The 12,384-nt window shown below is 65.3% G+C and carries 10 protein-coding genes; 6 read left to right on the top strand and 4 right to left on the bottom strand.

Going from position 1 to position 12,384, the window contains the following annotated elements:
- Positions 1-7 precede the first annotated feature (7 nt).
- Together IM701_RS15765 and ribB are read left to right on the top strand one after the other, a co-directional pair.
- On the top strand, positions 8-901 hold the full coding sequence (locus tag IM701_RS15765; RefSeq protein ID WP_193828708.1) for an iron-containing redox enzyme family protein: 894 nt from the start codon (positions 8-10) through the stop codon (positions 899-901).
- Between the two features lie 60 nt (positions 902-961).
- Positions 962-2,236, top strand: a complete 1,275-nt coding sequence (gene ribB, locus IM701_RS15760) for a 3,4-dihydroxy-2-butanone-4-phosphate synthase (RefSeq protein WP_193828707.1) — start codon at positions 962-964, stop codon at positions 2,234-2,236.
- A gap of 25 nt (positions 2,237-2,261) precedes the next feature.
- On the opposite strand, the gene IM701_RS15755 is transcribed toward ribB, so the two are convergent.
- Both IM701_RS15755 and IM701_RS15750 read right to left on the bottom strand, forming a co-directional pair.
- Positions 2,262-3,128 (bottom strand): MaoC family dehydratase N-terminal domain-containing protein, encoded by an 867-nt coding sequence (locus IM701_RS15755; RefSeq protein WP_193828706.1) that lies wholly within the window; start codon positions 3,126-3,128, stop codon positions 2,262-2,264.
- The gene (locus IM701_RS15750; RefSeq protein ID WP_193828705.1) at positions 3,128-4,708 is read right to left on the bottom strand and encodes an acyl-CoA dehydrogenase family protein; all 1,581 of its coding nucleotides are present in this window, start codon (positions 4,706-4,708) and stop codon (positions 3,128-3,130) included. Before IM701_RS15750 ends, IM701_RS15755 begins: the two co-directional genes overlap by 1 nt.
- A gap of 64 nt (positions 4,709-4,772) precedes the next feature.
- Between IM701_RS15750 and IM701_RS15745 the strand changes: the two genes are divergently transcribed.
- Genes IM701_RS15745 through IM701_RS15735 form a run of 3 tightly spaced genes read left to right on the top strand, consistent with a single transcriptional unit; the run spans position 4,773 to position 7,780 of the window.
- The gene (locus IM701_RS15745) at positions 4,773-5,216 is read left to right on the top strand and encodes a MarR family winged helix-turn-helix transcriptional regulator (RefSeq protein ID WP_230487911.1); all 444 of its coding nucleotides are present in this window, start codon (positions 4,773-4,775) and stop codon (positions 5,214-5,216) included.
- On the top strand, positions 5,203-6,273 hold the full coding sequence (locus IM701_RS15740; protein WP_039334593.1) for an HlyD family secretion protein: 1,071 nt from the start codon (positions 5,203-5,205) through the stop codon (positions 6,271-6,273). The genes IM701_RS15745 and IM701_RS15740 overlap by 14 nt, the downstream gene beginning before the upstream one ends.
- The gene (locus IM701_RS15735) at positions 6,260-7,780 is read left to right on the top strand and encodes a DHA2 family efflux MFS transporter permease subunit (protein WP_193828704.1); all 1,521 of its coding nucleotides are present in this window, start codon (positions 6,260-6,262) and stop codon (positions 7,778-7,780) included. Before IM701_RS15740 ends, IM701_RS15735 begins: the two co-directional genes overlap by 14 nt.
- Positions 7,781-7,922: 142 nt before the next feature.
- Here IM701_RS15735 and IM701_RS15730 read toward each other — a convergent pair whose 3' ends face one another.
- Positions 7,923-8,786, bottom strand: coding sequence for a bifunctional 5,10-methylenetetrahydrofolate dehydrogenase/5,10-methenyltetrahydrofolate cyclohydrolase (locus tag IM701_RS15730; protein WP_193828703.1), 864 nt, complete (start codon positions 8,784-8,786; stop codon positions 7,923-7,925).
- Between the two features lie 43 nt (positions 8,787-8,829).
- Complete coding sequence (locus IM701_RS15725) at positions 8,830-10,365, bottom strand: phosphomannomutase (protein ID WP_193828702.1); 1,536 nt, start codon at positions 10,363-10,365, stop codon at positions 8,830-8,832.
- A gap of 293 nt (positions 10,366-10,658) precedes the next feature.
- Between IM701_RS15725 and IM701_RS15720 the strand changes: the two genes are divergently transcribed.
- Positions 10,659-12,383: an ABC transporter ATP-binding protein gene (locus IM701_RS15720; RefSeq protein WP_193828701.1), complete on the top strand. Its 1,725-nt coding sequence runs from the start codon at positions 10,659-10,661 to the stop codon at positions 12,381-12,383.
- The last annotated feature ends 1 nt before the right edge of the window (position 12,384 follow it).

The following is a 12,384-nucleotide window of genomic DNA, read 5'->3' as shown; positions in this document are numbered from 1 at the left end:
GCCTTTCATGCAGATAGATCTTGACCAGCGAAGCACCACTGGCCCCCGGTTCCAAAGCGACACGATCCAGCAGACACTGGCCCGCTGGAACCGCGAGCGGCTGAGTCCGCAGTTTCCGTCCGACGACTGGAACCAACATTTCGAGCATGAAGCGCAGATGCGCTATCTCGAAACCTCATTTCTCGAGGAACTGCGCGCCGAGGTCCGAGAGCGCGCAGGCGAAGCGCCAACCGATGTCGACGGCTTTGTCGAATGGTTCGAAGACCTCAAGCTAACCGGTCCCGGTCAGGGCGATCCGCTGTTCCCCTGGCTCGCGGAAAACGCCGATGAAGCGCAACTGCGCTGGTTCTTCGAACAGGAAGCGGCAGGCGAAGCCGGGTTCGACGATCTTGTCGCCTATACGCAGGTCAAGCTCCCGGTCAGCGCCAAGCTCGAACTTGCCCGCAACTACTGGGACGAGATGGGTCGGGGCAACGTGCGCGGCATGCACGGACCGATGCTTAATGATCTGGCCGTGACCATGGGCGTGGAGCCGACCATCGAGAACACCGTCTGGGAAAGCCTTGCGCTCGCCAACGCGATGACGGGCATGGCCACCAATCGCCGTTTTGCGTGGCATTCGGTCGGCGCGCTTGGGGTGATCGAACTGACCGCTCCGGGCCGTTCGGCCATGGTCGCCAAGGGCCTGCGCCGCATCGGCCTGTCCGACCGTGAACGCCGCTACTTCGATCTTCATGCCGTGCTCGACGTGAAGCACAGCGAGGACTGGAACCGCGAGGCGTTGCGCCCGCTCGTCGAGGAAGACCCGCGCCGTGCGACGGCCATGGCCGAAGGCGCGCTGATGCGTCTGATGTGCGGTGAGCGCTGCTTCGCACGTTATCGTGCGACACTCTGGGGATAACCTCACATCACGATGTGATTTCTGTTGACCTGTGCCATCGCGATGTGACAAACGCGACTCATGGCACAGGACATTGTGGCGCGTGCGCGCAAGCTCATCGAGGATCGGATCATTTCGCGGGCAGCGCTTGCCCGCGCGGCAGGTCTGCACCCCAACACCTTGCGCGACGCCCTGTCGCCTGACTGGAATCCCACGGCAGATACGCTGACCAAGCTCGAACGGGCAATGGACGACAGTGACGAAGAGGACTTCGCGCTGGCGACGGTCGAGGAAATCATTGCCGACGTCCGCAATGGCCGCATGGTCATCCTCGTCGATGACGAAGACCGCGAGAACGAAGGCGATCTGGTCATCCCGGCACAGATGGCAACCCCCGAATCCATCAACTTCATGGCCACCCACGGCCGCGGGTTGATCTGCCTGTGCCTCACGTCCGAACGCGCCGACAAGCTCGGCCTCGAACTGATGAGCCGCAACAACGGCACGCGCCATGGCACGGCCTTCACCGTCTCGATCGAGGCGCGCGAGGGCGTCGACACCGGCATTTCCGCAGCGGACCGCGCCCGCACCGTTGCCGTGGCGGTCGATGCCACCAAGGGCCGTGACGATATCGTGACGCCGGGCCACGTCTTCCCGCTGATCGCCCGCGACGGCGGTGTCCTCGTCCGCGCCGGCCACACCGAAGCCGCGGTCGACCTGCCGCGCCTCGCCGGCCTCAACCCCTCGGGCGTGATCTGCGAGATCATGAACGACGATGGCACGATGGCGCGCCTCAACGACCTCATCCCGTTCGCCCGCAAGCATGGCCTCAAGATCGGCACGATCCGCGACCTGATCGCCTATCGCCGCCGTCACGACCATCTTGTCGAATGCCTCGACCAGGCACCGTTCCACACCGATTACGGCGGCGAGTTCACGATAAAGACCTATCGCAACAAGGTCGACGGTTCCGTCCATCTCGTGCTGCAGAAGGGCCACATCCTGCCCGACACACCGACGCTGGTGCGCATGCACTCGATCTCGGTCCTGTCCGATGTGCTCGGCCAGCCGGGACCGCGCAAGCGCATCCTGCAGCGCGCCATGAGCGAGATTGGCGAGGCAGGCTCAGGCGTCATCGTGCTGCTGATGCCCACCGATCCCGAACAGCTGATCCGCGAGGTCGGCGGCACCGCGGGGCACGACATGGAGCTGCGCAGCTACGGCATCGGCGCGCAGATCCTTGCCGACCTCGGCATTCACGACATGATCCTGCTGACCAACTCACACCACAACCTCGTCGCGCTCGAAGGCTATGGCCTGAACATCGTTGGCGAGCGGGCGATTCCCGCAGCCTGAAGCTTCGGCACGAACGACGAACGGTTCAGGTCGTGGCGCTTGCCGCCATGACCTGACGTCCATCGGCGGCAAAGGCGGCGAGTTCGACCGCGCCCCCATCCTCGCGCATTACCAGATGCAGCGCCTCGCCGGAGATCGCTGGCGAAAGCCCCCGAAAGGCAAAGCTTTTCAGCGCGTTGTCGCCCAGCTCTGCCTGCGCCAGATCGAGCAGGAGCGTCGCCGTCAATGGCCCGTGCACGACCAGCCCGCGATAGCCTTCGACTTCCGTGGCATATGGCAGGTCGTAGTGGATACGGTGGCCGTTGAAGGTCAGCGCCGAATAGCGGAACAGCAGCGGCTCGTCCGGGGTTATCGCCCGGTGCGCGGTCCATGACCCCGGATGGAAGGTGCCCTCCCCCAACGGCGGCGGGACCAAGGGCAAGCCAGCGGCGGCGGCATCGCGATAGACCACGCTCTGCACTTCGCGCACGGCCAATTCGCCATAGCACAGCGTCTCATGAGCAACATCCACGAAGACCAGCGCTCCACTGGCACCCCGTTTTTCAGTGATCGCCGCAACCGAAGACCGCCGCTCGACCGCCGCGCCAAGCACGAGCGGCGCAAGAAACTCCACCTTGCTCGACGCCCACATCCGGCGCGGCAGCGGCACCGGCGGCAGGAAGCTGTCCGGGCTGTCATCGCGCAGCGGATGACCGTCAGCCCCCAGCGCCGAGGTTGGCGCATCGGGCGTGCACAGGCACCAGTGGAAGCCTTGCGGCATGGTCCCGTCGGGGGGCGCCGCGCGATCGAGCGTTGCCAGCCAGCGCGCGGCAAGTCCGGCGTCGGCGCGGTCAACCCGCCGCTCGGTCCGGCCAATCCACGCGTCCCACCGATCCCCGTCCACGTCACCCATCAGTTGCGCCCTTCCAGCAGCCCGCGCGCGATGACCTGCGCCTGTATTTCCGCCGCGCCTTCGAAGATGTTGAGGATGCGTGCATCGCACAGCACGCGGCTGATCTCGTACTCCAGCGCATAACCGTTGCCGCCATGGATCTGCAGCGAGGCATCGGCGTTGGACCATGCCGCGCGCGCCGCCAGCAGCTTGGCCATGCCGGCCTCGATATCGCAGCGCTTGCCTGAATCCTTGGCGCGGGCGGCGGCGTAGGTCAGCTCGCGCGCAAGCACCATGTCGACCAGGCTCATCGCCAGCTTGTCGGCCACGCGCGGAAACAGGACGATGGCTTTGCCGAACTGCTTGCGGTTCAGCGCGTAATCCAGCCCCAGTTCCAGCGCGCGTCTTGCCACGCCGACAGCGCGCGCGGCGGTCTGGATGCGCGCACCCTCGAAAGTCCGCATCAGCTGCTTGAAGCCCTGCCCCTCCTCGCCGCCGAGCAAGGCATCGCCCGGCGCGCGCAGGCCATCGAACTGCAGCGCATATTCGCGCATCCCGCGATAGCCGAGAACCTCGATCTCGCTGCCGCTCATGCCTGCCGCCGGGAATGGTTCATCCTCCGTCCCGCGGGGCTTGGGCACCAGCAGCATCGACAGCCCGCCATAGCCCTTGGCATCTGGGAGCGTGCGGGCCAGCAAGGTCATCAGGTCCGACCGGGCGGCATGGGTTATCCATGTCTTCGCGCCATCGATCACCCAGCCCTCGCCCTCCCGCCGTGCGCGGGTTTGCAGTGAGCCGAGATCGGACCCGGTATCGGGTTCGGTGAACACCGCCGTCGGCAGGACCTCCCCGCTGGCGATGGCTGGAAGCCACCGTGCCTTCTGCGCCTGTGTCCCGCCCAGCACGATCAGCTCGCCCGCAATCTCGGAGCGCGTGCCGAGCGACCCGGCGCCGATCCAGCCGCGCGAAAGTTCTTCGGTGACGAGGCACATCACCAGCTTGCCAAGACCAAGCCCGCCGAACGCCTCGGGGATGCACACCCCGAACGTGCCGAGATCGGCCATTGCCCGTACCGTTTCGTCCGGAATCAGCGCATTGGCGAGGTGCCACTTGTGGGCGTGGGGCACGATCTCGGCATCGGTGAAACGGCGGAACTGGTCGCGGATCGTATCGAGATCGGCGTCGCCGAGGCTCTCCGAGGGCCACTGCCCTGCGGCCAGAGCGCTCGCCACTCCGGCGCGCGCCTTGGCGTGGTCCACGTCGAGCAGGCCCGCGCAATCCTGCGCCAGTTCGCGCGCCTCGGCGGTCAGCCCCAGATCGGCCGGGCGCAGGATCTCGTTCTGCCCCATGGGCAGGCCGCCCACCATCTGGCCCAGCGTCTCGGCGAAGGCCAGACGGGCCACCGTTTGGTCGAGAGCAGAGCCAGACCGTTCGGCCCACCCCGCCACAGCCTCAAGCGCGGCAACGCTTGTCGCGATCCAGGCAAGGCCGTGGGCGGCACGCTGATGCTCATCGATCCGCGCGCCTTCCAGCCGCCTGGTCAAGGCCCCCTGCGCCGCTGCCTGATAGCGGCGCGCCGCGCCCAATTCCTCCTCAAGCATCCTGTTCTTTTTCCGGATTGTAGAATGTAAGCATTGCTATTATCGCCACGGCATGAAAGTCAACGTGGCCTTCTTGTCATCTGACGTCGGGCGCCTGTTCCGCAAGCGCTTTGCCGCCAGTGCCCAGCACTTCGGCGTGACCGGACCGCAGTGGCGCATGCTGGCCGCGATCCAGCGCGATCCGGGCACCAACCAAGGCGCCCTGGCGGGCTGGCTTGAAGTGGAGCCGATCACGGCCGGACGCATGATCGACCGGCTCGAGAAGATGGGGCTGGTCGAACGGCGCGATAACCCCGCCGACCGGCGCTGCTGGTGCCTCTATCTTACTGCGAAGGGCGAGGAGCTGATCCGGTCGATGACGCCGCTGGCGCAGCAGGCCATCGGCGAGGCGGTTTCCGGCCTGACGGATGAAGAACACGCTCAACTCCTTTCGCTGCTCGAACGTGTGCGCAGCAACCTTTCCGATGACCCCACTCCCGAAGCGAACCTGATCCATGGCCGAGGCTGATCCCTTTCCCCCCCAGAACGCACCTGCCGCGCAAGCCGCGAAGGAGCACGTTGGCGAGACCCGTTCGAGGCGCTCCCGCACGATCCTCATGGTGCTCGGGCCCGTCGTCGTCGTGGCCGGCGCGCTGTGGTACTGGTTCGGCAACCAGGGCACCGTCTCCACCGACAACGCCTATATCAAGCAGGATATCGTCGCCGTCGCCGGCGAGGTCAGCGGCCTGATCACCAAGGTCAACGTGCGCGAGAACCAGCACGTCAAGGCGGGCGACGTCCTGTTCACGATCGACCCTGCCACTTTCGACGCCACGATCCGCCAGGCCGATGCGCAGATTGCCACGGCGCAGGCCAAGGTTACCGCCTTGAACGCCGACGTCGCCGCCAAGGCCGCGGCACTTGCCGCCGCCAACGACGACCTTGCCCTCGCCCAAGCCAACTTCTCGCGCGAGAAGGCGCTGATGGACAAGGGCTTCAACACCCGCGCTCGCATGGACGCGGCAGAGCATGCCGTGGCCGTGGCTCGCGACCGCATCGTCTCGATCCGCGCCGAAGTGGCGCAGGCCCGCTCGGAACTGGCCACCGGTGCGCAGGTGCCGGGCGTCAATCCCGCCATCGCCGCCGCGCAGGCCAATCGCGCCAAGGCCACTCTCGACATGGAGCGCACGGTCGTGCGCGCGCCCGCCGATGGCGTGGTCACGCAAGTCACGCGCCTGCAGGTCGGCCAGATGGTCTTTCCCGGCGTGCCGATGGTCTCGATCGTGCGCGACGGCAGCGCCCGGGTGGACGCGAACTTCAAGGAAACCGACCTGAACCACATGCGTCCCGGCCAGCCGGCCGAGATCGAGATAGACGCCTATCCCGGACTGAAGCTGAAGGGACACGTCGAATCCATCGGAGCCGGCACGGGTTCGGAATTCTCTGTTCTCCCGGCGCAGAACGCCACCGGCAATTGGGTCAAGGTGATCCAGCGCGTGCCGGTCCGCATTGCCATCGACAGCAAGTCGGAGCGACCGCTGATCGCCGGCCTCAGTTCCGACGTCACCGTCCATGTCGGCAAGTAGCGCCGAGCAACCACCGCTGGTCTCGCGCAACCGGCCGCTGATGCTGGTCGGTTCGATGGCGGCGATGGTGATGTACACGCTCGACACCACGATCGCCAACGTCGCCCTGCCACACATGACGGCTTCGCTTAGCGCGACGCAGGATACCATCACCTGGGTCCTGACCAGCTATGTGCTGGCCTCGGCCGTGGCGCTGCCGCTGGCAGGCTGGCTGGTGGACAAGTTCGGCATCCGCAACATGATGCTGATGTCGGTGTTGCTGTTCACCGTGGCCTCGATGCTGTGCGGTGTGGCGCAGAATCTTGAACAGATGGTGTTTTTCCGGATCCTGCAGGGACTCGGCGGCGCGTTCCTCTCGCCCTTGGCCCAGACAGTCACGCTCGATTCCAGCACAGCGGCGGAACGGCCCCGGATGATGGGGCTTTACACCCAGGGCGTCATGCTGGGACCGATCACCGGGCCGATCATCGGCGGCTTCCTGACCGACAACTACAACTGGCGGTGGGTTTTCTACGTCAACCTGCCGGTGGGCCTGATCTGCTTCCTACTGTTGTGGCTCTATCTTCCCAAGACCCCGACGCGGCAGCGGCGCGTGGACTTCACTGGCTGGCTGCTGGTGGCGCTGACAGTCTCGGCGCTTCAGCTGATCCTTGACCGGGGCCTGACGCTCGACTGGTTCGCCTCGGCCGAGATCGTGACTTACGCGGTCGTGGCCCTGGCCGGAGCCTGGCTTGCCGTGTTCCATCTTGCCGGCACGGCGCAGCCGCTGTTCCCGGCGGCGCTATTCCACGATCGCAACTTCACCGTGGGCCTGGCCTTCATGTTCCTGATCGGCCTGGTGATGATGTCGGTCATGGCGCTGCTGCCGGGTTTGCTTCAGCAAATCTACGGCTACACTCCGCTGCAATCAGGCATGCTGCTGGCCCCGCGCGGCATCGGCATGCTGGCCTCGATCACCCTGTTCGGGCGGTTCATGACCAAGGTCGATGCGCGCGCCTTACTGGCGCTGGGCCTGCTGCTGATGGGCGGCTCGATGTGGCTGATGACCGGCTGGTCGCTGGAGATGCCGCGCGGCCCGATCATCTTCGCCGGGCTGCTGCAGGGGCTGGGCCTGTCGTTCACGTTCATGCCGATGAACCTGATCTCCTTCGCCACGCTGCCGCCGCACTTGCGCACCGATGCCTCGAGCCTTGGCAACCTGATGCGCAACCTGGGTTCTTCCATCGGCATTTCGGCCGCTTCGGTGGAGCTTGCCCGCAACATCCAGGTCAATCACGCCGAGATCGGCGCGCATGTCACGCGCACCCTGGTGCCGTTCGATCTGGACCGGGTGACGGCCTATGGCGGCATGGGCGAGACAATGTTGCGGGTGATGGACGGGATGGTAAACCAGCAGGCCGCGATGATTGCCTACATCAACGACTTTTACGCAATGGCGATCGCCTGTGTTGTGGCCATTCCCCTGCTCATGCTGGTGCGTCCGGCAAAGCCAGCTCCGCCTCGCTGATCCTGTCACCGCTGGACAAAAAAATGGGGCCGACTTGCGCCAGCCCCTTTTGAAGTTTGGGAGAGGATGCCTGAAAGGCCTGTTCGCTATGCGAGTTCCTCCGGATTCAAGCAAATGAGAATAACGCCTCTAAATTTGCGTTTTATGCAACTACAGCCCGCTTGGCAGCGAGGACCGTATTGCTGAGCAGGCAAGCGATGGTCATCGGACCGACCCCGCCCGGCACCGGAGTGACCGCCTTGGCGTGATCGAGTTCATGCGTGGCACAATCGCCGACGATTTTCGTGTTGCCATCGTGATCAACGACGCGGGTGATGCCGACGTCGATCACCACCGCGCCGGGCTTCACCCAATAGCCGCGCACCAGATGCGGCGCACCGGCCGCGGCGACGATGATATCGGCCTTGCGCGCCACGTCGGGCAGGTCCTTCGTCTCGATGTGCGTTACCGTGACCGTTGCTTCGCGTTCGAGAAGGAGCATGGAGACAGGTTTGCCTACGATATTGGACTTGCCGATCACCACGACGTTCAGGCCGCGATAGTCGTCGATCACGCTATCCAGCAGGAGCATGACCCCCAGCGGAGTGCAAGGAACGAGGCCGCCCGTACCGGTGGAAAGGCGGCCGACGTTGACGGGGTGAAAGCCGTCGACGTCCTTGCCGGGATCGATGCGATCAAGCACCAGAGCTGCGTCGATGTGCTTGGGCAGAGGCAACTGGACAAGGATGCCATGGACCTTGGGGTCAGCATTCAGCTCGTCGATCAGGGCCAACACCACGTCCTGCGCGGTGTCCGCAGGCAGGCGATGCTCGATCGAGCGGATGCCGGCCTTGCGGCACTGGGCAATCTTGCGACCGACATAGACTTCGCTCGCCGGATCGTTGCCGACAAGGATCACGGCAAGGCCGGGCGCATCACCGCCCGCTGCGACGATTTCCGCCACTTCTGCGGCGGTGCGCGCCAGCACCTGCGCGGCCAGCGCCTTGCCATCGATAATCTGGGCCATTGCCTGTTCCTCAACCGATAATTTGTATGTGTTGCATACAATATTAGCGATGGGATGCGCCGAATGCAACCGCTTCGGGCACGACGTCTGCCAGCACGTGGGCCAGTGCCCGGGCATTCAGGTCGCGCGCCTTCTCCTCGGTCTCCGCCTCGCTGTAGCAGCGCAATTCCGGCGCATTGCCTGAAGGACGGAAATGGATGATCGCACCATCAGCAAAACTCATGCGATAGCCATCGGTCGTGTCGATGCCGGTGGGGAAGCCGGCAATCTCGCCGAACAGGCGGGCGATGCGGGCAAGCTGCTCGTCTTCTTCGCCGTGGCTGAGGAAGGCAATCAGCGCGGCGCTGTTTTCCTGCGGGAAATCGGCAACCCGATCGGAGAAGGTGAAGCGCGGCGGCAGTTCGGCGACGACTTCGGCCAGAGGGCGTTCCCTGGCATTCATCACCACCGCGATGATCGGTAGCAGGGCATCGCGCGTTGGCAGCGGCGCCAGATCGTCGACCGCGCTGCCGAGCAGGAACCCGCCATTGGCCTCGTAACCGCAAACCCGCGCGCTCGTGTCCGCGTCGGCCGCGTCCATCATCGCGCGGATCACGTAGGGCGAGCCGATGCGCGTGCGCACCACCTTTGGCGCCGCGCCGCTCAATTCCAGCACGGTGTTTGAGCTGACCGGCGTCACCACCACGTCCGCTGCCACCGCCCGCGCGCACAGCAGGCCGACGATGTCACCTCGCAACCACGTACCGCGGGCATCGGCCACCAGCGGACGGTCGGAATCGCCATCGGTGGAAATGATCGCATCGACCTTGTTCTCGGCCGCCCAGCTGGCAGCCAGTGCAATGTCTTCCTCGCGGATCGCTTCCGTATCGACCGGCACGAACACCGTCTCGCGCCCGAACGGCACGGCAGTGGCGCCCAGCGCCTCGACCGCCCGGACCAGCACATCGCGCCCCACTGCAGTGTGCTGATAGACGCCGATGGTCAGTCCGCTGAGCGCATCTGCCCCGAAATGACGGACATAGCGCGCGATGTATTCGTCCTCGACCGGCGTCACCTCGGGCAGGGGCACCGGCGCCAACAGGCTGTCATCGTTGCCGAAGCGCGAGGGATCGATCTTGACCCGCTGCCCGACGATGCCGGCCTCGTCGCTCTTCAGCACTTCACCGTGCGGACGATAGAACTTGATGCCATTGCGGTCGGCCGGAATGTGACTGCCCGTGACCATGATCGAAGGCATGCCCACGCCAGCGTTGTTCCCCATCGCATGGAACGCCAGCGCCGGCGTCGGCGTCAGCCCGCAGAACACCACCTCCCCGCCGCAATCACGCACCGCGGTGGCACAGGCGGCCAGGATGCGCGGCGTGCTGGTCCGGAGGTCACCGGCCAAGGCAACGCGATCTCCAGTGGAGAACTCTCCGATCTGGCGCAGATACTGGAGAAAGGCAGTGGCATAGGCATGGCACAGCTTGTCGGTCATGCTGGAGGCCAGCCCGCGCACGCCGCTGGTACCGAACGGGACCCCGCTCGACGCCATCAGTTCGGCCACGGTCACGCCTGCTTCAACGCCCAAGTCGTTCATTCGCCATCACTTTCCAGTTTCACCGCTTCGCACGAGACAGCCGCGCCAACGGTGCATGAGCGCGTGCGGCACGCCCTCGCTAGGTCGCGCCACACCCACCGAGGCGAACCGGAAGCCGTGGGTTCCGTTCCCGATTCACCGTTCGCACCGGCGCTTTATCCGCTCGAACGCTCCTCGTCTGCCCCCGAGCACACCTTGCAGGACAGCAAAAAAAGTTCACACAACGTTGGCACAAAGACACCGAACCATCCCCATTTGTGCTGCAACTGCGAAGAACGGATTCTCGAGACACGATGGCAGCCCCCCAGACCGACGCGTCCGCACACGCGGAGCACCACCCTGTTCCCACCTTCCGCGACTTCTTCCGCTGGGCAGGACCGGTGCTGGGGCCGGATACGGCGTTCTTCCGTCTCGCATTGCTGTTCGGCGCGGCGATCTCGCTGCTCTCGCTGGCGACGCCGATCTCGGTGCAGTTGCTGATCAACTCGGTCGCCAACACCGCCATGCCGGCACCACTGCTCACGCTGGCCGCGATCCTGTTCGTCCTGCTGCTGATCTGGGGCGTACTCAGCGCATTCCGCGTCCATCTCCTTGCCAAGTTCGAGCGCCGCTTCTTCGCCCGCCTTGTCGCCGAGATCACGCTGCGCGCGGTTCATGCGCAGAACCCGTTCTTCGTCGATTCCCGCCGCGGGGACCTGTTCAACCGCTTCTTCGACATGGGCATCGTCCAGAAATCGCTGACCAGCCTGCTGATCGGCGGCTTCACCATCGTTCTGCAAAGCTTCGTCGGACTTGTGGTGACGAGCTTCTACCACCCGTTCTTCCTTGCCTTCAACGTGGTGCTGGTGCTGATCGTGCTGGTGATCTGGCGGATCTGGGCCAATTCCTCGATCGCCAGTGCCGTCGCGAAGAGCCATGCCAAGCACGCCACTGCGCACTGGCTTGGCACGGTCGGCGGGTCGAACGGCGTCTACAAGTCCAGCCGGCACATGGCCTATGCCATCCGGCGCTCGGAAGAGATGACGGCGGGTTATGTCGCGGCGCATCGCCACCATTTCCGCTACACCTTCGGCCAGACGATTGCCTTGCTCCTGCTCTATGCCCTGTCCAGCGCCGGCCTGCTGGCGATGGGCGGATGGCTGATCCTGCAGGGTGAGCTGTCGATCGGCCAGCTGGTCGCGGCAGAGCTGATTCTCTCCGGCGTGTTCTACGGCATCGCCCAGCTCGGCACTTACCTTGAAGTGCTCTACGAGCTTTCGGCGAGCCTGGAGGAACTGCACCTGTTCTGGGAAGTGCCGCAGGAAGCATCACCCAAGGACAACGCCGCCTGCCCGCCCGATGGCGCGATCCGCCTGCGCCAGGTCCACCACGGCGATCACTTGCTCGATTTCTCGGTGCCGAGCGGCGCGCAAGTCGGCGTGCTGGCCGCGCCCGGAGTGGAGCGAACGCTCGCCACCTTGCTCAAGCGGCTGGAAGTGCCGCGTTCGGGCATCGTCGCGGTCGGCGGGGCTGACCTCGCCACGCTCGACATGTATCGCCTGCGCTCGGACGTGATCGTGCTTGACCGGCCGACCATCGTCGAGATGTCGGTGCGCGAATACCTCGGCCTGGGAGACCCGACCCGTCCCGAGGCGCAGATCGATGCGCTCGAGATTGTCGGGCTTGCTCGGCGTGTCGGCTCGCTGCCGGGCGGTCTCGACGCTCTGCTTTCCAGCTCGGGCTATCCGCTGACGGTGGGCGAGACGATGGCGCTCAAGCTGGCAGGCGCTCTCGTCGCGCGGCCGCGCGTGCTGATGCTCTCACCACTCTACGACATGCTCCCGCCAGCCCGCCTGGAACGCGCGCTTGCCGCGCTGCGGCCGCACGGCACCACGATCCTGCAGTTCACCAATCGTCCCGAGGGCCTCAAGCGTGACTCCTGGCTGTGGCTTGGCCCTGACAGGCAGGCCGAGGGCCTGACCGTGGACGACGTGATGCATTTTGCGCACACGGCCCTTGGCGCAGGAGGGGAGGGCTGAG

It is taken from the genome of Novosphingobium sp. ES2-1, assembly GCF_015169775.1.
In the GTDB taxonomy this organism is placed as follows: Bacteria; Pseudomonadota; Alphaproteobacteria; order Sphingomonadales; family Sphingomonadaceae; genus Novosphingobium; species Novosphingobium subterraneum.
Note: the sequence above shows the minus strand (reverse complement) of the source record. Positions and strands in the feature narration are given on the sequence as shown.